17 protein-coding genes and 2 pseudogenes are annotated in these 23108 nt (G+C 70.8%); 14 read left to right on the top strand and 5 right to left on the bottom strand.

The genetic code is table 11. The annotated features are described in order from the left end of the window. Window positions 1-82 precede the first annotated feature (82 nt). Both ABZ910_RS21620 and ABZ910_RS21615 read left to right on the top strand, forming a co-directional pair. Window positions 83-880, top strand: coding sequence for a GNAT family N-acetyltransferase (locus ABZ910_RS21620; protein ID WP_361367431.1), 798 nt, complete (start codon window positions 83-85; stop codon window positions 878-880). Window positions 881-1062: 182 nt separating this feature from the next. Further along, a complete protein-coding gene (locus ABZ910_RS21615) occupies window positions 1063-3039 on the top strand; it encodes an ATP-dependent DNA helicase (RefSeq protein ID WP_361367351.1) in 1977 nt (658 codons plus the stop codon). A gap of 135 nt (window positions 3040-3174) precedes the next feature. On the opposite strand, the gene lexA is transcribed toward ABZ910_RS21615, so the two are convergent. Then, on the bottom strand, window positions 3175-3954 hold the full coding sequence (gene lexA, locus ABZ910_RS21610) for a transcriptional repressor LexA (RefSeq protein WP_361367348.1): 780 nt from the start codon (window positions 3952-3954) through the stop codon (window positions 3175-3177). 596 nt (window positions 3955-4550) lie between these two features. Here lexA and nrdR point away from each other — a divergent pair. Then, a complete protein-coding gene (gene nrdR / locus ABZ910_RS21605) occupies window positions 4551-5102 on the top strand; it encodes a transcriptional regulator NrdR (RefSeq protein WP_361367346.1) in 552 nt (183 codons plus the stop codon). A 162-nt stretch (window positions 5103-5264) separates the two neighbouring features. After that, window positions 5265-8159, top strand: coding sequence for a vitamin B12-dependent ribonucleotide reductase (locus ABZ910_RS21600; RefSeq protein WP_361367344.1), 2895 nt, complete (start codon window positions 5265-5267; stop codon window positions 8157-8159). A gap of 84 nt (window positions 8160-8243) precedes the next feature. Here the strand turns inward: ABZ910_RS21600 and ABZ910_RS21595 are convergent, their stop codons facing one another. Further along, the gene (locus ABZ910_RS21595; RefSeq protein WP_361367341.1) at window positions 8244-8777 is read right to left on the bottom strand and encodes a TerD family protein; all 534 of its coding nucleotides are present in this window, start codon (window positions 8775-8777) and stop codon (window positions 8244-8246) included. Window positions 8778-8924: 147 nt separating this feature from the next. Here ABZ910_RS21595 and ABZ910_RS21590 point away from each other — a divergent pair, with 147 nt between their 5' ends. The 7 genes and pseudogenes from ABZ910_RS21590 (at window position 8925) to ABZ910_RS21560 (ending at window position 14203) form a co-directional block, all read left to right on the top strand. Continuing rightward, a complete protein-coding gene (locus ABZ910_RS21590; protein ID WP_361367338.1) occupies window positions 8925-9530 on the top strand; it encodes a YdbC family protein in 606 nt (201 codons plus the stop codon). A 143-nt stretch (window positions 9531-9673) separates the two neighbouring features. Then, window positions 9674-10333: a histidine phosphatase family protein gene (locus tag ABZ910_RS21585; protein WP_361367335.1), complete on the top strand. Its 660-nt coding sequence runs from the start codon at window positions 9674-9676 to the stop codon at window positions 10331-10333. Between the two features lie 12 nt (window positions 10334-10345). After that, a complete protein-coding gene (locus ABZ910_RS21580) occupies window positions 10346-11254 on the top strand; it encodes an ADP-ribosylglycohydrolase family protein (RefSeq protein WP_361367332.1) in 909 nt (302 codons plus the stop codon). A gap of 113 nt (window positions 11255-11367) precedes the next feature. Further along, window positions 11368-11652, top strand: a pseudogene (locus ABZ910_RS21575) (transposase); the annotation flags it as partial. A 444-nt stretch (window positions 11653-12096) separates the two neighbouring features. Further along, window positions 12097-12720, top strand: coding sequence for a TetR/AcrR family transcriptional regulator (locus ABZ910_RS21570; protein WP_361367429.1), 624 nt, complete (start codon window positions 12097-12099; stop codon window positions 12718-12720). A gap of 80 nt (window positions 12721-12800) precedes the next feature. Beyond that, window positions 12801-13502, top strand: a complete 702-nt coding sequence (locus ABZ910_RS21565) for a ribonuclease HII (protein ID WP_361367329.1) — start codon at window positions 12801-12803, stop codon at window positions 13500-13502. A gap of 68 nt (window positions 13503-13570) precedes the next feature. After that, the gene (locus ABZ910_RS21560; RefSeq protein WP_361367326.1) at window positions 13571-14203 is read left to right on the top strand and encodes a hypothetical protein; all 633 of its coding nucleotides are present in this window, start codon (window positions 13571-13573) and stop codon (window positions 14201-14203) included. Window positions 14204-14567: 364 nt separating this feature from the next. On the opposite strand, the gene ABZ910_RS21555 is transcribed toward ABZ910_RS21560, so the two are convergent. Both ABZ910_RS21555 and ABZ910_RS21550 read right to left on the bottom strand, forming a co-directional pair. Continuing rightward, window positions 14568-15188 (bottom strand): hypothetical protein, encoded by a 621-nt coding sequence (locus ABZ910_RS21555; protein WP_361367324.1) that lies wholly within the window; start codon window positions 15186-15188, stop codon window positions 14568-14570. A 275-nt stretch (window positions 15189-15463) separates the two neighbouring features. Further along, complete coding sequence (locus tag ABZ910_RS21550; RefSeq protein ID WP_361367321.1) at window positions 15464-17632, bottom strand: DEAD/DEAH box helicase; 2169 nt, start codon at window positions 17630-17632, stop codon at window positions 15464-15466. Between the two features lie 230 nt (window positions 17633-17862). Here ABZ910_RS21550 and ABZ910_RS21545 point away from each other — a divergent pair. Together ABZ910_RS21545 and ABZ910_RS21540 are read left to right on the top strand one after the other, a co-directional pair. Beyond that, window positions 17863-18753: pseudogene (locus ABZ910_RS21545) on the top strand (DNA-3-methyladenine glycosylase); the annotation flags it as partial. A 179-nt stretch (window positions 18754-18932) separates the two neighbouring features. Then, window positions 18933-19925 (top strand): hypothetical protein, encoded by a 993-nt coding sequence (locus ABZ910_RS21540; RefSeq protein ID WP_361367318.1) that lies wholly within the window; start codon window positions 18933-18935, stop codon window positions 19923-19925. Between the two features lie 15 nt (window positions 19926-19940). Here the strand turns inward: ABZ910_RS21540 and ABZ910_RS21535 are convergent, their stop codons facing one another. Next, the gene (locus ABZ910_RS21535; RefSeq protein WP_361367315.1) at window positions 19941-21119 is read right to left on the bottom strand and encodes a nitric oxide synthase oxygenase; all 1179 of its coding nucleotides are present in this window, start codon (window positions 21117-21119) and stop codon (window positions 19941-19943) included. A gap of 241 nt (window positions 21120-21360) precedes the next feature. On the opposite strand from ABZ910_RS21535, the gene ABZ910_RS21530 reads away from it, so the two are divergent. Continuing rightward, on the top strand, window positions 21361-23106 hold the full coding sequence (locus tag ABZ910_RS21530) for an AlkA N-terminal domain-containing protein (RefSeq protein ID WP_361367312.1): 1746 nt from the start codon (window positions 21361-21363) through the stop codon (window positions 23104-23106). The last annotated feature ends 2 nt before the right edge of the window (window positions 23107-23108 follow it).

Raw genomic sequence — 23108 nt, 5'->3', positions numbered from 1 at the left:
ACCTCCGAGGAACATGCCCCGCCTCGCCGCCTGAGAGGAGCGCGCCGTGCCGCCCACCGACGCGAGCGCCGACGCCGAACCCGTGCCCGTACCCGTTCACTTGGGCTGCTTCCGCCCCGGCGGAGACGGGGAGGACACGCTGGAACTGCGGCTGCCCGACGAACTCATCGCCCTTCTCGCAGGGGAGACACCCACAACCGGAAGCGGTGACGTAGAGGCGACGGCTCGCCTCGCCCCGACCGATGAAGAGATCGATGACGGGACCGATGACGGGTCGCCCTCGCTCGCCGACGGCTCCGCCCTGGACGGTGACCTGCTTGATCGTGTCGGCGACTGGGGCCCGACCGTCACACCCGTAGGCCTCTTTCACCTGGTCCCCGTCCGCCTCGACCGCGATCTTCCGCTCATCACCCGCTGGATGAACGACCCCGCCATCGCCGCGTTCTGGAATCTGGCCGGAGCCGGGTCACGCACCGAGGATCACCTGCGCGCTCAGCTCACCGGCGACGGACGCAGCGTCCCGTGCATCGGCATGCTGGACGGCACCCCCATGAGCTACTGGGAGATCTACCGGGCAGACCTGGACCCCCTTGCCCGCCACTACCCGGCCCGCCCGCACGACACCGGGATCCATCTCCTCATCGGCGGGGTCGCCGACCGCGGGCGGGGAATCGGTTCAGCCCTGCTCAGAAGCGTGGCCGACCTCGTGCTGGACCACCGTCCCGCCTGCGTGCGCGTCGTCGCGGAGCCCGATCTTCGCAACACCCCCTCCATCGCCGCTTTCCTGAACGCAGGGTTCCGATTCGCCGAGGAGGTCGACCTGCCCGCCAAGCGAGCCGCCCTCATGATCCGTGACCGGTCCCTGCGCGATCTGCTGTAGCGCCGCGTGACGACGCCTTCACATGTGGTACACCGCTCGAGCCGTTCCGGTTCCCAGCCGGCCGATGCGGCTTCTCGCCGTACGATCCGAGGAGCTCCCCTGGTGATCCCACCCTTCGTCCAGCCGCCCGTCCAGCTGGTGATGCGCCGGTTGTCAGTGCCGGGCCGTAGGGTGGTCGCGCTATGACGAAGCCCTCACTCCCCGAACTCCTGCATGCCGCTGTCACAGCCGTCGGCGGTACGGAGCGCCCCGGCCAGGTGACCATGGCCGAATCGGTCGCCGAGGCGATCGACGACGGATCCAACCTGCTGGTCCAAGCCGGCACCGGCACGGGAAAGTCGCTGGGCTATCTCGTGCCCGCGCTCGCGCACGGGGAGCGCGTCGTCGTGGCGACGGCGACCCTCGCCCTCCAGCGCCAGCTCGTGGAGCGCGACCTGCCGCGTACGGTCGAGGCGCTGCATCCGTTGCTGCGCCGCCGCCCGCAGTTCGCGATGCTCAAGGGCAGGTCGAACTACCTGTGCCTGCACCGCCTCCACGAGGGGATGCCGCAGGACGAGGAGGAAGGCCTCTTCGACCAGTTCGAGGCGGCGGCGCCCACCAGCAAGCTGGGCCAGGACCTGCTGCGCATGCGCGACTGGGCGGACGAGACCGAGAACGGCGACCGCGACGACCTCACACCCGGTGTCTCCGACCGCGCCTGGGCGCAGGTGTCGGTGTCCTCCCGGGAGTGCCTGGGTGCCTCGAAGTGCGCGTACGGCGCCGAGTGCTTCGCCGAGATGTCTCGCGAGCAGGCCAAGCTGGCGGATGTCGTCGTCACCAACCACGCCCTGCTCGCGATCGACGCCATCGAGGGCGCCCCGGTGCTTCCGCAGCACGAGGTACTGATCGTGGACGAGGCGCACGAGCTGGTCTCCCGTGTCACCGGCGCCGCCACCGGCGAGCTCACGTCCGGCCAGGTCAACCGCGCGGTGCGCCGCGCGGCGAAGCTGGTCGACGAGAAGGCCGCCGACCAGCTCCAGACCGCCGCCGAGGGCTTCGAGCGGCTGATGGAGCTGGCCCTGCCGGGTCGCATGGAGGAGATCCCGGAGGATCTCGGCTACGCCCTGATGGCGCTGCGAGACGCTGCTCGCACCGTCATCTCGGGTATCGGCGCGACCCGTGACAAGTCCGTCCAGGACGAGGACGCGGTCCGCAAGCAGGCGCTGGCCTCCGTGGAGACGGTGCACGACGTGGCGGAGCGCGTCCTGAACGGCTCCGAGTGGGACGTGGTCTGGTACGAACGCCACGACCGGTTCGGCGCCTCCCTGCGCGTCGCCCCCATGTCGGTCTCCGGCCTCCTCAGGGAGAAGCTCTTCGCGGACCGCTCCGTGATCCTCACCTCCGCCACCCTCAAGCTGGGCGGCGACTTCAACGGAGTCGGCGCCTCCTTGGGGCTGGCCCCCGAAGGCACGGAGGGCGATGACCTCCCGGCGTGGAAGGGCGTCGACGTCGGCTCGCCCTTCGACTACCCCAAGCAGGGCATCCTGTACGTCGCCAAGCACCTCTCCCGCCCCGCTCGGGACGGCGACCGCGCCGACATGCTCGACGAGTTGACCGAGCTCATCCAGGCGGCCGGCGGTCGCACGCTCGGCCTGTTCTCCTCGATGCGGGCCGCCCAGCTCGCTGCCGAGGAACTGCGCTCCCGGATCCCGGAGTTCCCGATCCTGCTCCAAGGCGAGGAAACCCTGGGCGAGTTGATCAAGGGTTTCGCGGCGGACCCCAAGATGTGCCTCTTCGGCACGCTGTCGCTGTGGCAGGGCGTGGACGTTCCCGGTCCCAGCTGCCAGCTGGTCGTCATGGACAAGATCCCGTTTCCGCGCCCCGACGACCCGTTGATGAGCGCCCGTCAGAAGGCGGTCGAGGAGGCCGGCGGCAACGGCTTCATGGCGGTCGCCGCCACGCACGCGGCGCTGCTCATGGCGCAGGGCGCCGGGCGTCTCGTACGGGCATCGGGGGATCGGGGTGTGGTGGCCGTCCTGGATCAGCGGCTCGCCACCGCGCGCTACGGGAGCTATCTCAAGGCGTCACTGCCCGACTTCTGGTACACCACGGACCGTAACCAGGTCCGGAAGTCGCTCGCGGCGATCGACGCGGCCGCCCGGCAGACGGAGGCGAAGTGACGGCGGCCCCCTGTGCCGCACGCCGACCGTGACACCCGTACAGCTGTGAGCCCCGTACAGCAGGGCCCCGGAACCGGCGCAGGGGTTCCGGGGCCCGGTCAGGGAGCGAGCCTCCGGGCCCGCCCGCCGCAGCCGTCACACGCGCCGCAGCACCGCGACGACCTTGCCCAGAATGGTCGCGTCGTCGCCGGGGATCGGCTCGTAGGCCGCGTTGTGCGGGAGGAGCCAGACGTGGCCGTCCTCGCGCTTGAAGCGCTTGACCGTGGCCTCGCCGTCGAGCATGGCGGCCACGATGTCGCCGTTCTCGGCGACGGGCTGGCGGCGCACGGTGACCCAGTCGCCGTCGCAGATGGCGGCCTCGATCATGGAGTCGCCGACGACCTTCAGGACGAACAGCTCGCCGTCACCGACGAGCTGCCGGGGCAGCGGGAAGACGTCCTCGACGGATTCCTCGGCGAGGATCGGGCCACCGGCGGCGATGCGGCCGACCAGCGGGACGTACGACGCGGCGGGCTTGCCCGCGGTGTCCGTCGGCTGCACCGTCACCGCCTGGTCGGAGCCGCGCACCTCGTACGCGCGCGGGCGGTGCGGGTCTCGGCGCAGGAAGCCCTTGCGCTCCAGTGCCATCAGCTGGTGCGCGACCGAGGAGGTGCTGGAGAGTCCGACGGCCTGACCGATCTCCCGCATCGACGGCGGGTAGCCGCGACGCTGCACGGAGTCCCGGATAACCTCGATCACCCGGCGCTGCCGGTCGGTGAGTCCGGAGCTGTCCGCTCGGATACCTGGAGGTCGACCCGGCAGGGAGCGCTTGTGCCCCTCGGGATTCGTGGCTTCGTTCATCACATGCACCGGCTCGAGTCGTCCCTGGGAGCGGTCCTGGGCGGTGATGGTGGCACTGTCTGCGGTGGTGGTCACGTCGGCCCCTCTCGATGGTCTCCCTGCTGGACAACGGTAGTTGCTTTCGAAAGGTTGCGCCAAACACACGTTCGAGTGAAAAATCGCGATTCGCCCGGCGTGATCATGTCTTTGGGTGTATGGCTATCGCGGTACCAGGCCGACAAAGCGACTCATTGCGGTACTCCTCGCCGCCGGGCTGTCGGCCTCGTGAGCCGGCCCCCAGTCTGCCATCCGTGGCCTCGTCGGTCGGGATCCCGTCTCCTTCTGTGCCGCAGCCCCACGCGTCCTCCGTGCGGCGCCCACGGTATCTCCGCAAGTGCCGCCGACGGTACGGCCGTCCGGGTGGGCGTTCCGGCGGAGGGTGCGGCCCTGTCCCTGCGCCTCGCGCTCCCGTGCGTCCGCGCTATGCGCGTCTGTGTGTACGCCTGTGACACGCGGTTGTGTCGTTGCGTGAGCCAATCCCCACATCTAGTGGTTGGATTGCGACAGCAGCCCACAAGTTGTGGTCCCTGAGGTCTGAGATGCCTCTGCGATCGCCTATGCTTAAGGCTGCTCCGGGAGGCCCATGAGGTCTCTTGGGGCTGTTTAGTCTGCTGTGAGGAGGGTTGGAGATCATGCACTGCCCCTTCTGCAGGCACCCCGACAGCCGTGTCGTCGACAGCCGTACGACCGATGACGGCACGTCGATCCGCAGGCGCCGCCAGTGCCCGGGCTGCTCCCGTCGTTTCACGACCGTGGAGACGTGCTCGCTCATGGTGGTCAAGCGGTCCGGAGTCACCGAGCCTTTCAGTCGCACCAAGATCATCAATGGCGTGCGCAAGGCGTGCCAGGGGCGGCCCGTCACCGAGGACGCACTCGCTCAACTGGGCCAACGGGTCGAGGAGGCGGTGCGGGCCACCGGAAGCGCCGAGCTGACCACCCATGACGTGGGACTGGCCATACTCGGCCCGTTGCAGGAGCTCGACCTCGTCGCCTATCTGCGATTCGCCTCCGTGTACCGGGCGTTCGACTCGCTCGAGGACTTCGAGGCCGCCATCGCGGAGCTCAGGGAAGCGACGCGGGACCACGTCGCGGACGACGAGGACACGGGATCGGGGAGCCAGGAGGACGACCGCGGGTGCGGCGAGACCACTCAGGTCCCCGTGCCCGCTCACGCCGCCGACTGACCGGTGGACCGGGACCGGGCGAAGAGCCCGGCACCGGCCGGCAGGCGGCGACCCAAGACCTGTTGCGGGTGTCAGCGAGGGTGCCCGCAACACACGACAGAACACCGTGCCACGGGAACATCGGGGCACTTCAGGGCGTTTTAGCCCGTACAGGGAGGCGGCATGACAGAGACGGCGAGCGGTCCGGCGCGAGGTTCCCGGGCCAAGGGAGCCAAGGCCACCAAGGGGCTGCGTATCGAGCGCATCCACACCACTCCCGGCGTGCACCCGTACGACGAGGTGGCCTGGGAGCACCGTGACGTCGTCATGACCAACTGGCGCGACGGCTCGGTCAACTTCGAGCAGCGTGGCGTCGAGTTCCCCGACTTCTGGTCGGTGAACGCGGTCAACATCGTCACCAGCAAGTACTTCCGCGGAGCCGTCGGCACCCCGCAGCGCGAGGTCAGCCTCAAGCAGCTGATCGACCGCATCGTGAAGACGTACCGGCAGGCCGGCGAGGACCACAAGTACTTCGCGTCGCCCGCCGACGCCGAGATCTTCGAGCACGAGCTGGCGTACGCCCTCCTGCACCAGATCTTCAGCTTCAACAGCCCTGTCTGGTTCAACGTGGGCACCCCGCAGCCCCAGCAGGTCTCCGCCTGCTTCATCCTGTCCGTCGACGACTCCATGGAGTCGATCCTCGACTGGTACAAGGAAGAGGGCATGATCTTCAAGGGCGGCTCCGGCGCCGGCCTGAACCTCTCCCGCATCCGCTCCTCCAAGGAGCTGCTGTCCTCCGGCGGCAACGCCTCCGGCCCGGTCTCCTTCATGCGCGGCGCCGACGCCTCCGCCGGCACCATCAAGTCCGGTGGCGCCACCCGCCGCGCGGCCAAGATGGTCATCCTCGACGTCGACCACCCCGACATCGAGGACTTCATCGAGACCAAGGTGAAGGAAGAGGAGAAGATCCGCGCCCTGCGCGACGCGGGCTTCGACATGGACCTGGGCGGCGACGACATCACGTCCGTCCAGTACCAGAACGCCAACAACTCGGTCCGCGTGAACGACGAGTTCATGAAGGCGGTCGAGGAGGGCGGCAAGTTCGGCCTCCGCGCGCGGATGACCGGCGAGGTCATCGAGGAGACCGACGCCAAGGCCCTGTTCCGCAAGATGGCCGAGGCCGCCTGGGCCTGCGCCGACCCGGGCATCCAGTACGACGACACCATCAACCACTGGCACACGTGCCCGGAGTCCGGCCGCATCAACGGCTCGAACCCGTGCAGCGAGTACATGCACCTGGACAACACGTCCTGCAACCTCGCCTCGCTGAACCTGATGAAGTTCCTCAAGGACGACGGCAAGGGCAGCCAGTCCTTCGACGTCGAGCGCTTCGCCAAGGTCGTCGAGCTCGTCATCACCGCGATGGACATCTCCATCTGCTTCGCGGACTTCCCGACGCAGAAGATCGGCGAGAACACGCGCGCGTACCGCCAGCTCGGCATCGGCTACGCCAACCTCGGCGCCCTGCTGATGGCGACCGGCCACGCGTACGACTCCGACGGCGGCCGCGCCCTCGCCGGCGCCATCACCTCCCTGATGACCGGCACGTCGTACCGGCGCTCCGCCGAACTCGCCGCGGTCGTCGGCGCGTACGACGGCTACGCCCGCAACGCCCAGCCGCACCTGCGCGTCATGAAGCAGCACGCCGACGCCAACACCGCGGCCGTCCGCATGGACGACCTGGACACGCCGGTCTGGGCCGCGGCCACCGAGGCCTGGCAGGACGTGCTGCGCCTCGGCGAGAAGAACGGCTTCCGCAACGCGCAGGCGTCGGTCATCGCCCCGACCGGCACCATCGGTCTCGCGATGTCCTGCGACACCACCGGCCTCGAGCCCGACCTCGCCCTGGTCAAGTTCAAGAAGCTGGTCGGCGGCGGCTCGATGCAGATCGTCAACGGCACCGTCCCGCAGGCCCTGCGCCGCCTGGGCTACCAGGAGGAGCAGATCGAGGCGATCGTCGCCCACATCGCCGAGCACGGCAATGTGATCGACGCCCCCGGCCTGAAGCTCGAGCACTACGAGGTGTTCGACTGCGCCATGGGCGAGCGCTCCATCTCCGCGATGGGCCACGTCCGCATGATGGCCGCGATCCAGCCGTGGATCTCCGGCGCGCTGTCCAAGACGGTCAACCTGCCGGAGACGGCGACCGTCGAGGACGTCGAAGAGGTCTACTTCGAGGCGTGGAAGATGGGCGTCAAGGCGCTCGCGATCTACCGCGACAACTGCAAGGTCGGCCAGCCGCTCTCCGCGAAGACCAAGGAGAAGGAGAAGGCCGAGATCACGGAGAAGGCCGAGGCCGCCATCCGTGAGACGGTCGAGAAGGTCGTCGAGTACCGCCCGGTCCGCAAGCGCCTCCCCAAGGGCCGCCCCGGCATCACCACCTCCTTCACGGTCGGTGGCGCCGAGGGCTACATGACCGCCAACTCCTACCCGGACGACGGCCTTGGTGAGGTCTTCCTGAAGATGTCCAAGCAGGGCTCGACTCTCGCGGGCATGATGGACGCCTTCTCCATCGCGGTCTCCGTCGGCCTCCAGTACGGCGTGCCCCTGGAGACGTACGTCTCGAAGTTCACCAACATGCGCTTCGAGCCGGCCGGCATGACCGACGACCCGGACGTGCGGATGGCGCAGTCGATCGTCGACTACATCTTCCGCCGCCTGGCGCTGGACTTCCTGCCCTTCGAGACGCGCTCGGCGCTCGGCATCCACTCCGCCGAGGAGCGTCAGCGTCACCTCGAGACCGGCTCCTACGAGTCGAACGAGGACGAGGTCGACGTCGAGGGCCTGGCCCAGTCGGCGCCGCGCCAGACGGACCTGAAGGCCGTCGTCGCGCCGCGGGCCGAGTCCGAGGCGGCCCAGCCCGCGCCCAGGCAGGCCCACACCAGCGCCGAGCTGGTGGAGATGCAGCTGGGCATCCAGGCCGACGCCCCGCTGTGCTTCTCCTGCGGCACCAAGATGCAGCGCGCCGGCTCCTGCTACATCTGCGAGGGCTGCGGCTCGACCAGCGGCTGCAGCTGACCCTGAGGGACAGCCTGTGAGGTGAGGGGTGCCGGCCACAAGGCCGGCACCCCTTCTCCGTTGCGCGTCCTCACGGCCGGAAGGTCAGGGCCGATCCGCCTGTCCCATGGTCCTGGTGAAGGTGGCGGGGTCGTCCTCGAAGCCGTGGACACCGGGACGGAAGTTCCACGCGCCGGACTCGTCGCGCACGAACTCGGCGACCGTCGCCGCCGTCGCCCCGAGGACCGAACCGAAGTCGTCCTCGGCGAGGACGGTGTAGCCCTCCCGTATGCGCACGGACGGATTCAGCACTCTGACGAAAGTCCGCTCCACCGGCCGCTGTTGTATGACGACACCGACCACCACGCGCGCGTACCGGCCCGCGAGCCGGTCGAGTTCGAGCGTCATGACCTCGTCCCAGCCGAAGCCCCTGCCGTCCGTGCTGTCCCGGTTGAGGAAGATCGTGCCGTCGGGAGAGCGGCTGTCGAAGTGCACCACATAGGCCGGCGCCCCGTACGGCTCGTCCGCCCCGTACGTCGCGGCCACGATGTCCAGGTCGGTGGGAGGCTGACCTGCCGGGCTCGGATCCCACTTCAGTGCGACCTCGACCTTGCGGATCCCCTTGCTGAAGCCGTTCACCCGCGTCCCCTCCCCAAGCGCGCCCCTGCCCCAACACCCCAGCGGTCAAGGCTCGTTGTCCATCGTGCCACGCGCGCGGGGGCGTGCGCGCGCATGATCTCCGCCGGAGCGTGACGGCTGCCGTGCCCATGGCCTTACGATGGCGCGGTGCTGGTCAAGTGGATTCGCTGCACCGTGGTGGACCGCCGGGGCTTCGAGCGGGGGCAGCGTAAATGGGCGGGGCTTCTGGGCGAGCCGGGGTTTCGAGGACAGGGCGGTGGCTGGAGCCGGCAGCGGCCCCGCGTGGCGCACATCTTCGCCTTCTGGGAGAGCCGTGCCTTCTACGACTCCTTCATGGCCCGCTCGCACGACCGGCTGGCGGCGTCCCAGTCCGGCACGTTCAAGGACACCCAGGCCAAGCTGTTCGAGTACCGCTTCGACGTGAAGACCGGCTTCGAACCCCGGTTCACGGACAGCGACCTGGTCCGCGTGGCCCTCTGCCGCATCCACGAGGAGCGCGTCGAGAACTTCATCCTGATGCAGGAGAAGGTCTGGAACCCCGCGATGGCCGGCTCTCCCGGGATGATCCGCGGGATGTTCGCCGAGGCCCCGGAGCACGAGTTCCTGGTCCTGTCGATGTGGCGGTCTGCCGCCGAACACGGCAAGTACCGCACCGAGCGCGTGGAACGGCTGGCCCTGCGGGCCCAGACCGAGGCGGACGTCGCCTCGCTCACGGGCGACATCGTGGATCTGGAACCCAGCTGGACGGTCTGAACAGTCCGACACCGGACGAGGCCCCCTGCGCCGCATGTGACCTGTGTGGTCGATGTGGTCCGCGGTACAGGGTTCGTGTGAGCTGCGCCGTAAGGGCCCCGTGCGACTGCTCGAACGGCCGTCGCCCGATCTAGGGTTTCGGCATGGCACGACCACGGCGCATCGTCCTTGTCCGGCACGGCGAGTCGATGGGCAACATCGACGACTCCGTGTACGAGAGGGAGCCCGACCACGCCCTCGCGCTGACCGAGCGGGGCCGGCAGCAGGCGGAGGACACGGGCAAGGAGCTCCGGGAGATCTTCGGACGGGAGCGCGTGAGCGTGTACGTCTCCCCCTACCGCCGGACGCTCGAGACCCTCCGCACCTTCCACCTCGACCCCGATCTCATACGGGTGCGCGAGGAACCCCGGCTGCGCGAGCAGGACTGGGGAAACTGGCAGGAACGCGACGACGTACGGCTCCAGAAGTCCTACCGCGACGCCTACGGGCACTTCTTCTTCCGCTTCCCGCAGGGCGAGTCGGGCGCCGACGTGTACGACCGGGTCGGCGGCTTCCTGGAGAGCCTGTTCCGCAGCTTCGAGGCCCCCGATCATCCCCCGAACGTGCTCCTGGTGACCCACGGTCTGGCCATGCGGCTGTTCTGCATGCGCTGGTTCCACTGGACGGTCGCGGAATTCGAGTCGCTCTCGAACCCCGGGAACGCCGAGATACGCATGCTCGTTCTCGGAGACGAGGGCAAGTACACACTCGACCGGCCCTTCGAGCGCTGGCGGGACCCGGCGCCGAACTGGATCACCGAATAGAGTGGCAGGGCGATGACCGCTGACTCCTTTCATCTCGAGCGCCTGGACCGCGCGCTCAGCAGCTTGCGCGGGCTGGCGGTGGGGGATGCGCTGGGCTCGCAGTTCTTCGTCCCGGGCAACCACCCCCTGCTGAAGCGCCGCGAGCTGCCGCCCGGCCCCTGGCAGTGGACGGACGACACGGAGATGGCCTGCTCCGTCGTCGCGGTCCTGGCCGCCCACCACCGCATCGACCAGGACGCACTGGCCGCCTCCTTTGTCGAGCACCACGACTTCGACCGGGGCTACCGCCCGGCGATCAACCGCCTGCTGCGCCTCGTGAGGGAGGGCGGCGAATGGCGTGAGCTGGCCGCCGGACTGTTCAAGGGGCACGGGTCCTGGGGGAACGGCGCGGCCATGCGGATCGCCCCCCTGGGCGCCTGGTACGGCGACGATCCGGAACAGGCGACCCACCAGGCGGAGATCTCGGCGTACCCGACGCACCAGCACCGCGAGGCCGTCGTCGGCGCCATGGCCGTCGCCGCGGCCGCCGCGCTGGCCGCCGCTCCCGATGGGCCGCCCAGTGCCGAGGAACTCCTCGACGGCGTCATCGCGCTCGTCCCGCGGAGCGCGGTCGGCGCGGGCCTGCGCCGGGCCAAGGGCATGCTCGACTACGAAGACGCGGGCACCGTCGCGGCGGTCCTGGGCTGCGGACGGCGTACGACGGCCCACGACACCGTCCCCTTCGCCCTCTGGTCGGCCGCGCGTGCCCTCGGCGACAGGTACGAAGCGGCCTTCTGGACGACAGCCCAGGTCGGCGGCGACGTGGACACCACCTGCGCCATCGTGGGCGGCGTGCTCGCCGCCTGCAAGGCGGGGGCGCCGCCCGCCGAGTGGGTGGAGCGCACGGAGCCACTGCCGGAGTGGATGTCCGCGACCCGCTGACGTTCGGAGGTCCCCCGAAAGTTGCCGGACACTCTCTGTGTCCATCGGGAACTCAGCGTGACTGCCGCGCGCTGCTGCGCATCAAGGTCGAGATTCGTAGTGTCGTGCCGACGATGACGCACGGAAAGCCGTGTCCGGTGCGGCAGTGGTTTACCGAGACGGGCCGGCGGGTGCCTGTGGAAGTGCCGGACGAGGTGTGGGAGAAGATCCGGCCGCTCGTTGTGAAGACCGGTCGGGGGCACGGGAGGAAGACCGCGTACGACCCGCGGCAGGCGCTGGAGGCGATGCTGTGGAAAGCGCGGAATCAGGGGACGTGGGAGCGGGCGGCCGAGTCCATGGGACGGTCAGGGAAGTCGCTGAGCCCGCGGTTCAACACCTGGGTCGCTGAGGGCGTCTGGGAGCAGATCATGGACCTGTTGGACGGCGTGGAGAGCGTGGAGTTGCCGCCGCCGCCCACCTGGGTCCTGCCGGATCTGCTGGTCACAGGGGAGATCGACCCCCGTCTCCTTCTCAAGGAGAACGATATTGCTGATCACGCAGTCGCGTCGAGTGCCACCATGAGTTGGCAGGCCGCGATGACCGTGAGTGCGATGCCGGGGCGCCCCTCCCGGCGGGCCGTTCCCGGTTTGTAGTCCTGGATCAGCTGAGAGGTTGTCACTATGGGGCCCCCACTAAGGCGTTAGTGAACGCTCGCGTTCACTTGCTCGTCAACGGTAGTGAGTCCCCGACAGTGAACGCAAGCGTTCACTCAGGTCCGTGTCGTGTGCCGCGTCCCCCGCTGCCGTCGCGCGATGCGCCCCTGCGGAAGTCCCCGCTTCCCCTTGTTCGTTGGAGAGATGCAGATGGTTACCTCGGGCTGGACGGCCGCCCCCGCTCGGGCGGCTTCCCTCCGTCGGCGCGGCGCCGTGCTCGAGCGCGCGATTCTGGAGGCCGCGCTGGAGCAGCTCAGCACGGTCGGCTGGAACGGGCTGACGATGGAGGGCGTTGCCGCCGGCGCCCAGACCGGAAAGGCCGCGCTCTACCGTCGCTGGTCGTCCAAAGAGGATCTGGTGGCCGACGCGCTGCAGGCCGGGCTGCCGCGCCTCGGCGGGGCGCCCGACCGTGGGACCGTGCGCGAGGATCTGCTGACCCTGTGCCGTCAGGCACGCGACGCGATGTTCTCGCGAACGGGTTTCGCGCTCCGTGCCGTGATTCACGAATGCGATCCCGTGCAGGCCGAGCGATTCCATGGCGTGATCTTCGAGGGGGTCGTGGAGCCGATGATCGGACTCCTGTGCGAGGTCATCACCCGTGGGATAGAGCGGGGAGAGGTGCGCCCCGACGCGGCGAACGGATACGTCTTCGACGCCATTCCGGCGATGATGATGTACCGCTCCAAGATGTGCACGAGCGAATGGAGCGATCAAGATCTTGCAGAGATGATCGACCAGCTGATGCTTCCTCTGCTGCGGCCGGGCGGGTCCTGACGCCGGAAAAGGGAGGTCCGGGGGCCTGAGGGGGACCGGGGTGTCACTCGGGGATCTCGGCGGCGTAGGCTTAGGGCGCCATGCCGTACGAACCACCGACTCACACCGTCGAGCGCTCCCTCCGCGCCACGACCGGAGCGAAGGTCATTGCCGGTGTCGACGAGGTGGGGCGCGGCGCCTGGGCCGGACCCGTCACCGTCTGTGCGGCGGTCACCGGTCTTCGCCGGCCGCCCGAGGGCCTCACCGACTCCAAGCTGCTGACCGTCAAGCGGCGTACGGAGTTGGCGGAGGTGCTGCGGACGTGGGTGACGGCCTACGCCCTGGGGGAGGCGTCCCCGGAGGAGATCGACGATCTGGGGATGACGGCAGCGCTGCGGCTCGCGGCGGTGCGTGCCCTGGAGGCTCTGCCGGTCCGCCCCGATGCCGTGATCCTCGACGGGAAGCACGACTACCTGGGCGCGCCCTGGATGGTCCGCACGGTGATCAAGGGCGACCGCTCCTGCGTGGCGGTGGCGGCGGCCTCGGTGATCGCCAAGGTCCAGCGCGACGGACTGATGGCCGAACTGGGTGTCGACCATGCAGACTTCGGTTTCGCGCACAATGCCGGGTACCCGTCGCCCGTGCACAAGATCGCACTGGAGGAGCGGGGCCCCACCCCGTACCACCGGTTGTCGTGGGCGTATCTTGATGCGCTGCCCCAGTGGCGGCACCTCAAGAAGGTCCGCAGTTGGGCGAACGGAAGCGTTCCGGAGATCGAAGGTCAGCTCGGCTTCGACTTCTGACTGTTCCACTCGCACTGTTGTGCCCCCCGGCCACGCGAGCCGCACCAACGTTTGATAGATATCAAGTCATGCCTCTCCCTCCCGAGGAGCCTCAGATTCACGAGAGTGCCCAGGGTCCCCGCGCCACTCCGGCCAACAGCCGCACCGCGCCGACCCCCCGTCCCGTACCCGGCCCCCGCCCCGCGGCTCCGTCGCGTCCCGGTCGTCCCGGCCCCCCGCGGCCGGCACCGCCGACGCAACGTACGTCGCGCGACGTGGCCGCGGCCAAGCCGGGCTCCCCGGCTCCGGCCGCTCCCGCCGCCGCTGCCGCGGCCTCGCAGATCCAGTTGATCCCGGCCTCGGCCGAGGGTGCGCTCGACGCCGCCGAGGAAGCAGTGGACCTGCTCCTGGAGTCGGGTCGTGCCCCCGAGGAGGTGCTCGTCCTCACCACCGGTGAACCCCACCCGTGGGCGACGCACGAGTTGTCCTTCGGTGAAGCGTCCTACTGGGCCCAACACGACGCCCGCGACGACGTCTTCTACGCGGACGCCGCGCTGGTCTCCCGTGCCGCGTCGCGTCCCGTGGTCGTGGTCGCCGTCAATGGCGGGCCCGACACCGTCGCCGCCACCAGCCTCCCGCTGGCCCACGCCCGGGCCGGCACTCTCCTGATCGTCTGCGGCGACCCGCAGCAGATCAACTCGGTGCTGGGCGCAGGCGTCTGAGCCGCGCCCGGACGTCCGGGGGCATCGGGGCAGGGAGGCACGAGCGTGCGCCGCTACGGCGGCGCGTGCACGGCAGTCCTGTCGGCATGCCCGGATGACTGGCGGTCGCCGTTCCCCGTCGAGGGGCGGCCGCTCGGCCGGCAGGGCAGCGCGGGTGACTGCGCGGCGCGGCTGCGTCGCGACCGCGTCGGGGACCTCGACGTGACTGACGGGCCGACAGGCCCGAGGCGGTGTACGAGCCTGTCGTGTCGTCCGTGCCGGCGGTGTCGTCGGTGTTGTCCGCGTCATCGTGCGGGTGTGTCCGGGCGTCGCCCGCTGTCGCCGTAGCGGTCTGCCACCTTCGTATCGATGCCGCCTGTGCCCCTCAGCGGGCCGCCGCTCGGCGCAGGACCTCTGAAGCGGCGCCGCCGGTGCGGGGCGACGGGGGCGGGGCGTCCGAGGTGGCGAAGGGCTCCGGTTCCGAGTCGGCGTTCGGCCGGCGTCCGCCGCGGCCCTCGCCCAGTACCTGCCAGCCGTCGCGGGTCAGCGTGATGTACGCCCCGCACCGCAGCCCGTGCAGCGTGCAGGCGTCACGCAGTCCCCACATCCACGCGCCGTCCTCCTCCGTCCAACGCGCGTTTCCCTCACGGCAGTAGAGCAGGACAGCAGTGCGTACCGGCGTACGGCGCCGCAGGTCGTGCGGGATGACCCGGCGCAGCTGGGCCAGCAGGGCGTTGCGGAACATCCAGCCGTCGGCCGGCGCCGGGCGGCGGATGAACGAGGCGCTCGCCAGCAGCCGTTCGTCGGCATCCAGCACGCCCACGACCGCGGTCGAGGGCTTGGGGTGATGTCGGGTGTGCAGCCCGCTGACGACCTCACGAGGGCTGCGCAGCAACGGGATTCCCGCGGCGGCCCACTCCGCGGGTTCGAGCAGACGGCTGGCGGAAACGGCGGACGCGGACGTGGACAACGATGCCGCCGAGGACGGAGCGAATCCGAAGGTCACGTTCCTCCCTTCGGCTACGCGCCCACACTGCGGGCAGGGTCGGATTCGGGGGAGCGCGCACCGCAGCAAAGCCCAACCGGAACACGGACGAGCCGTGCGGGGAGCGGACTTCAATTCTTCCTGTCGAACTTGGATGCGGCAACGAGCAATTGGGGGCACCGACGGTTATCGGAAGATACGAGGCTTATATCCCTACCCAGTTGATGGCTCGCTGACCCACGATGCGTTCCACACGGCAGGTACCCACGCCCCAACTGCCGGGCCGACCATGAGTCTCAGCCCTGGGTCGCGAGGACGAGGGGCAGCACGGGGCCGGATCCCGCGCGGCGCAGGAGCTGGGCGGCGACGGCGAGGGTCCATCCGGTGTCGGTGAAGTCGTCGACGAGGAGGACGGGGCCGTTCGCCGCGCGCAGTGCCTCCTCCAGTTCCGGAGGGACGACGAGGGCGTTCTGGAGGGCGCGGAGGCGGTGGGCGCTGTTGGAGCGCGGAAGGCTCCGGTCGCCCTCGGACGTGTCGCGGAGGCAGCCGAGCACCGGGAGGCGTCCGACCCGGGCGATCTCGTGCGCGAGGGACCGCACGAGATGGGGCCGGCGGTGCGAGGGAAGCATGACGATGCCCGTGGGGCGGGCGGGGGCGTCGGGGCCCTGGGAGGCCCAGCCGTCGGGGCTCTTGGCCCAGTCGGCGAGCACCTTGACCATGGCCTGCACGACGTCGTCCGGCGCGGGGCCGTCCGCCGCGTGGTCGGCGAGCAGCGGGCGGAGCCGGTTGCCCCAGCCGATGTCCGAAAGCCGCCCGAGGGCACGCCCGGTGAGCGCCTGCTCGCCCTTGGGGATACGGCCCTTCAGCTCGATGCCGAGCGCGGGCATGCCGGTGGGCCACATCCGCCGCGGCTCGACGGGGACGCCCGCCCGCCGCAGCTCGCCTCGGGCCGCGTCCAGAGCCTCGCCGGAGACGTCGGCGGAGAAGCGGGCGCCCGCGCAGTTGTCGCAGCGCCCGCAGGGGGCGGCGGTCTCGTCGTCGAGCTGGCGCTGCAGGAACTCCATCCGGCAGCCGCTCGTGACGGCGTACTCGCGCATGGCCTGCTGCTCGTGCTCGCGCTGGCGCGCGACCCAGGCGTAGCGCTCGGCGTCGTACGTCCACGGGCGGCCGGTGGCGGTCCAGCCGCCCTTGACGCGCTTGACCGCGCCGTCGACGTCGAGGACCTTGAGCATCGCCTCCAGGCGGGAGCGGCGCAGTTCCACCAGCGGTTCGAGAGCCGGCAGCGACAGGGGCCTGTCCGATGCGGCCAGCACGTCGAGGGTGCGGCGGACCACGTCCTCGGGCGGGAAGGCGAGCGAGGCGAAGTAGGCCCAGATGGCGCTGTCCTCCTTGCCGGGGAGGAGCAGGACCTCGGCGTGCTCGACGCCGCGTCCGGCGCGGCCGACCTGCTGGTAGTAAGCGATGGGGGAGGAGGGGGAGCCGAGGTGGACGACGAAGCCGAGGTCGGGTTTGTCGAAGCCCATCCCGAGGGCGGACGTGGCGACCAGGGCCTTGACCTTGTTGCCGAGGAGGTCCTCCTCGGCCTGCTGGCGGTCGGCGTTCTCGGTCTGCCCGGTGTAGGAGGTGACCGTGTGTCCGCGTGACTGGAGGAACGCGGTGACTTCCTGGGCCGCGGCGACGGTGAGCGTGTAGATGATCCCGGAGCCGGGCAGCTCGTGCAGATGGTCGGCGAGCCAGGCCAGCCGGTGCGTGGCGTCCGGGAGATGCAGGGTGCTCAGGCTGAGGCTCTCGCGGTTCAGCGGGCCGCGCAGGACCAGGGCGTCCGAACCGCCCCCGGTGCCGAGCTGTTCGGCCACGTCCGCCGTGACGCGGGCGTTGGCGGTGGCGGTGGTCGCCAGGACGGGCACGCCGACCGGCAGGTCGGCGAGCATGGTGCGCAGGCGGCGGTAGTCCGGGCGGAAGTCGTGCCCCCAGTCGGAGATGCAGTGGGCCTCGTCGACGACCAGCAGCCCGGTGGCGGCGGCCAGCCGGGGCAGGACGTTGTCGCGGAAGTCGGGGTTGTTGAGCCGCTCCGGGCTGACCAGCAGCACGTCCACGTCACCGGCGGCGACCTCCGCCTGGATCCGCTCCCACTCCTCGGGGTTGGCGGAGTTGATCGTCCGGGCGTGGATGCCGGCGCGGGCCGCGGCCTCGACCTGGTTGCGCATGAGGGCCAGCAGCGGGGAGACGATCACGGTCGGTCCGCCGCCGGCGCTCCTCAGCAGCGCGGTGGCGACGAAGTACACGGCCGACTTGCCCCAGCCGGTGCGCTGGACGACGAGAGCACGGCGTTTGTCCTGGACGAGCGCCTCCACCGCCAGCCACTGGTCCTCCCGCAGGGTGGCCCGGCCGGTGGGGTCGTCCACCAGGCGCCCCAGGATCTTGTCGGCGGCATCGCGCAGTCCGGTCGTGTCCACGTGCTCCATGCCCCCACGGTGTCACACCGGACTGACACCCACGTGCGCCCCGGTCACGGCCCATGCCGGCTTGCCGAGCCCCTTGGTATCCCCGCAGCCCGCAGCCCGCAGCCCGCAGCCCGCGGCCGGTGTCCGGTGTCCGGTGTCCGTGGCCCGCGGCCGGTGCCCGCATGGCCGGATGTCCCCCGTCCACGGCCCGCGCGCCCGATACTGGGGCGGTGCTGACCTCAGCGTCGACCTCGGTGCGGCTGGAGTACCGGACGCCGCTGTGCCCGGACAACCTGTTCGGGCATCTGGTGGCCACCGCGGTGCCCGGCGTCGAGGAGTGGCGTGACGGGGCGTACCGGCGGACGCTGCGGCTGCCCGGCGGGTACGGGATCGTCTCGCTGCGGCCCATGGACGGGTACGTCGACTGCACCCTCGCTCTCACCGATCCACGGGACCTCCCGGACGCCGTACGGCAGTGCCGCTGGATGCTCGACCTCGACGCCGATCCGGCGGTCGTCGACGGACACCTGCGCGCGGACCCCGTCCTCGCCCCGCTCGTCGCCCGGAAGCCGGGGCGCCGGGTGCCGCGTACGACCGACCCGGCCGAGTTCGCCGTACGGGCCGTGCTCGGACAGCAGGTCTCCACCGCCGCCGCACGCACCCTCGCGGGCCGCCTGGCGACAGCGCACGGCGAGCGCGTCGACGACCCGCACGGCGGGCTCACCCGGCTGTTCCCCGAGCCGGCCGCGCTGCTCACGCTGGATCCGGACGCGCTCGCCATGCCGCGTGCGCGCCGCGACACCCTCGTCACGCTCGTCTCCGCGCTCGCCTCCGGTGACCTCGACCTCACCCCCGGCGGCGACGCCCGGCAGACTCGGTCGGCGCTCGCGGCGCTGCCCGGGGTGGGTCCGTGGACGGTCGAGATGATCGCGATGCGCGCGCTCGGCGATCCCGACGCGTTCGTCGCCACCGACCTCGGCATCCGGCTGGCCGCACGCGCCTTGGAGCTCCCCGAGAAGCCTGCCGCGCTGATCCGCCGGGCACAGGCCTGGCAGCCGTGGCGCGCCTACGCCGTGCAGTACCTGTGGGCCGTCGACGACCACCCCATCAACCGCATGCCCAGCGCACGCCCGGCACCGTGACAGCCCATGGCAGACCTACGACAGCCTCTTGACGGCTCCCAGCCCGCGCTCCGCGCCCGCACCCCGCGTCCGGCTGAAATTCCTTCCACGGCAGGCGAATCGACGACGACCGCTGGAAGGATGGCCACGCTTCGTCCGCAGTTCGTCCGGAGCGTTTTCCCGGCGCAGAAAAGGAACCCATGGACATCGTCGACGACTTCGGATTACCCGTGGCGGCCATCCAGCCCGAGGACCTGGACTACGACCACACCCGTGAGCCCGCACCCTGGACCCGGCTGGACCGTCCGGTCGCCGTCGCACGGATGACGAATCCGCCGCCCGAGACCTGGGACGCGCTCGCCCGCCGCGGATTCGTCCGCAAACCGGCCACCCTCACCTGGCTCGCCCGGCTCGAAGCGAGCGAGGACGCCTTCCTGGACGGCATTCCGCACAAGAGCCGTCAGTACGTCCACCGGGCACGGCGGCGTATGGCGGCGCAGGGCGTCCGGGAGGTCGTGGAGGACCGGGTGTCGGCGGACAGCCTCGCCCGGTTCCTGGACCTGTACGAGGAGCGGGTCGCCGTGATGCGCTACGGCGTGGCGTTCGCCCGGCGCTTCAGTACGACGATCCTGGAGGGGCCCGAGAAGTACTTCGGGGTGTTCCTCTACGACGCGGACGAGCTGGTCGGAGGGTGCCTCGCGCTGGAGTGCCCGGACGAGAGCGCCATCCGGATCCGCTGGTCGGCGGTCACCGAGTCCGCGCGCAGGGCGGGTTACCCGCGGGCCGTGTACTGCACCACCCTGCAGATCGCCCGCGAGAAGGGCTACACGTGGGCGACCATGGGCGACGACCCGAATCTCTACGGCCACCTTGCCCAGCCGGGCCTGTTCACCTTCAAGAGCCGTATGGGTTTCGAGGCCGTGGCCTCCCAGGACTTCGCCGATCCCGGCGCGTGGGACGAGGCCGACCTGGTGCTGTCCCTGGACGCGCTGTCGGCGCCGGCCCTCATGCTGGAGTACGCGGACGGGACGGGGCTGGGGAGCAGCGCCGGTGACAGCGGCGGCAAGGGTGCCGGTCGCCCGGCGCGTCATCCCCTGCGTGCGCGCCTGGTCATCGACGCGCCCGTCGACGTACGGCAGTTCTCCGCATCGTTCCTGTCGGGGATGGTCGTCGAACCGGCGTACCAAAGGTGAGCGGGGTACCGGCCCTCACCCGTGCCACACCGGGCACCGGCGTAGCGTCGTACGGGTGCCGAGGCGGGGGTCCGGGCACGGGCTGATGCCCTCGGCGCGCAGCCGGGCGGCCTCGTCGAGGTGGAAGTCGGGGCTGGGGCGGCCTTCGTCGTAGTAACGGTGGAAGACGGGGGTGAGGGCCCCGGACATGGGGGGCACGATCCACGACCAGTCCGCCGGGCAGGACCGGCCCGCCAGTTCCTCCCGGGCCAGGTGTGTCAGGAACCGCTCGGACTCCGTGTGGTGGTCGGCGATCGTCACTCCGGCGCTGTCGAACGAGTGCAGGACGGCACGGTTGACCTCCACCAGGGCACGGTCGCGCCAGAGCGTGCGGTCGCTGGAGGTGTCGAGGCCGAGGCGGCGGCCGACGTCGGGCAGCACGTCGTAGCGGTCGGTGTCGCACAGGTTGCGTGCGCCGATCTCCGTGCCCATGTACCAGCCGTTGAAGGGGGCCGCGGAGTACGAGATCCCGCCGATGCGCAGCCGCATGTTGGAGATCGCGGGCACGGCGTGCCAGCGCAGGCCGAGCTCCTCGAACCAGCCGAAGTCCGGGTGGGCGATCGGGACTTCGAGGATGTCCTCGCCCGGGATCTCGAACAGGCGCAGGCCCTGCCGCCGGGTCTCGATGACGAGGGGGAGCACGTCGAACGCTCCGCCGGGAGGCCGCCAGCCGAGGCCGGTGGCGAGTTCCGCGAGCCCGTAGCCGCGCGGATCCCCGGTGTAGCCGCCCTCGAACCTGAGGTGGCCGGCGTACCGGACGAGCTGCTCGTTCCAGATCAGTACGTCCGGACCGGTCGCGTCGTCCGGTCCGAAGACGGTGATGACCGGCCGGATCCGGCCGCCATTGGTCGCGGTTCGCAGGTGGGCGGCGCACTCGGCAGCGACCTCGGCGGCGTCCGTGACGTGCCTGCGGTCGCGCACCTGGAGGCTGCGCCAGTACAGCCGCCCGATGCAGCGGGCGGAGTTCCGCCACGCCACGCGCGCGCCGAAGGCGAGCTCCTCGGGCGTCTGCGTGTACGTGCCGGTGTCCTCGATCTCGCGGCGCACCTCGGCGAGGCGGGGATACAGCAGGTCGCTGCGGCCGAGTTCCTGGTGGTAGCGGCGGATGAACTCCTCCGCCTCGCCGAGGCCGACCACGCGATTCCCCGGACGCATGCAGTCTCCCCTGACGGACCGTCATCGGACTTCCTGGCAGCGGCCTCACGACGGGCCGGCCGTTCGCGGTGTGCGGGACATCCTGGAGCAGGTTCGAGCCGACGATCATTTTAGTGGGCCCGGTCCCCCGAGGCCATGGCATACGGGGACCCGCACCACTCTGTCCGATTACCGCCAGACGTGACGGTGGAAGTGGGGCAAGAATGTCGGAGTGCTGGATTTCGACATCTATTACCGGGCGATGGCCAGCAGAGACGCCCGGTTCGACGGGGCGTTCTACGTAGCGGTCACCACGACGGGAATCTACTGCCGCCCGGTGTGCGGCGCGCGCACACCGAAACCGGAGAACGTGCGCTTCTTCCGCATCGCCGCGGCGGCCGAGGCGGCCGGTTTCCGGGCCTGCCGCCGCTGCCGCCCCGAGGTCCATCCGTCCTCCCCCGAGTGGAACGTGCGCGGTGACCTGGTGGCCCGTGCGCTGCGGCTCATCGCGAGCGGGGCGGTGGACGAGGTCGGCGTGGCGGGGGTCGCGCGCCAACTCGCCGTGAGCGAGCGCCATCTGCACCGCCAACTCGTCGAGGAGGTCGGTGTCGGCCCGCTGGCCCTGGCGCTGAACCGCCGCAACCAGGTGGCCCGGCTCCTGATCGAGTCCAGCTCGCTGCCGCTCCTGGACGTGGCCTTCGCCGCCGGGTACTCCAGCATCCGGCAGTTCAACGACGGCTTTCGCGCCGCCTTCGGCTGTTCGCCCCGGGAGCTGCGCCGGGCCAGGAAGACTCAGGGGGCGGGGGAGAGAAACGGATCGGGTGCGGATGCGGGGACGCGCTCCCGGTCCTCCGCGGCGCAGTCCGACGGGGCTCGGGAGGAGCCGGCCGGGCCGCTGGTGCTGCGGCTGCGCTATCGCCCACCCCTCGCGGCGGACGCGCTGCTCGCCTGGTTCGGCGCCATGGCGCTGCCCGGCGTGGAGGAGGTGGGGGACGGTCGGCTGCGCCGGGCCCTGCGGCTTCCGCGCGGCAGCGGCCGGGCGGAACTGGACCTGACCGCCTGCCGGGCGCACCGGGACGCCGACCGGGAGACGAAACACCAGCAGGTGACCGTGCGGCTGTGGCTGTCGGACCTGCGGGACGTGACGGCGGCGGTACGGCGCTGCCGTGACCTCCTCGACCTCGACTCCGATCCCGCCGCCGTCGCCGAGGCGCTGGGCACGGCCCCCTGGCTGGGCCCGCTGGTCCGGGCGACACCGGGCTTACGCATGCCGGGCTGCGCAGACGGCTTCGAGTTGGCGGTCCGCCTGCTCGCCGAGCAGTACCTGCCGCGCGCCCGGGCCAGGGAGCTGTGCGGCGGGCTGGCGGCGCGCTACGGCGAACCGCTCGCCGCCACGGACGGCGCCCACGCTCCTCCGCCTCCGCTCTCTCCGCTGTTTCCGACCCCCGGGGTGCTGGCCGAGGCCGACTTGGAGGGGGCGTGCGCGGAGGCGATACGGCCCCTCGGCGAGACGCATGCCGGACAGACCCCGACCACACCGGGTTCAGCCGCGACAGCCGGGACAGCCGGAACAGGCACGGCAGCCGGGGCAGGCACCACAGCCGCAACAGCCGCCTGCGTCACGGCTGTACGAGCGCTCGCCTGTGCCGTGGTCGACGGGAAGCTGTCTCTGGAGCGGGACGCCGATCGGGAGGCGGCTGTCGCCGTTCTGCTCGGTCTGCCCGGTGTCGAGCCGTGGACCGTCCAGCGGATCGCGATGCACGTCCTGGGCGACCCCGACGCCTTCGACACTGGCGATCCGGCGGTGCACGCGGCGATCCGCGCGCTGCCCCGGTCGTCCGTCAGTCCCGGTCCGTCGCTCGACGCGTTCGATGCCCCGCCCGACCTCTCCGTCTCCGATCTGGAGGCTCACGCCCAACGCTGGCGCCCCTGGCGGTCGTACGCCGTGATGCACCTGTGCTCCACGCGCCGGCCGTCCACCCCCGACCGCGGGCCCACTGACCACTGACC

The organism is Streptomyces sp. NPDC046805 (genome assembly GCF_040645355.1).
Lineage (GTDB): Bacteria > Actinomycetota > Actinomycetes > Streptomycetales > Streptomycetaceae > Streptomyces.
The sequence above is the reverse complement of the archived record's forward strand: the minus strand, read 5'-3'. Positions and strand labels throughout refer to the sequence as shown.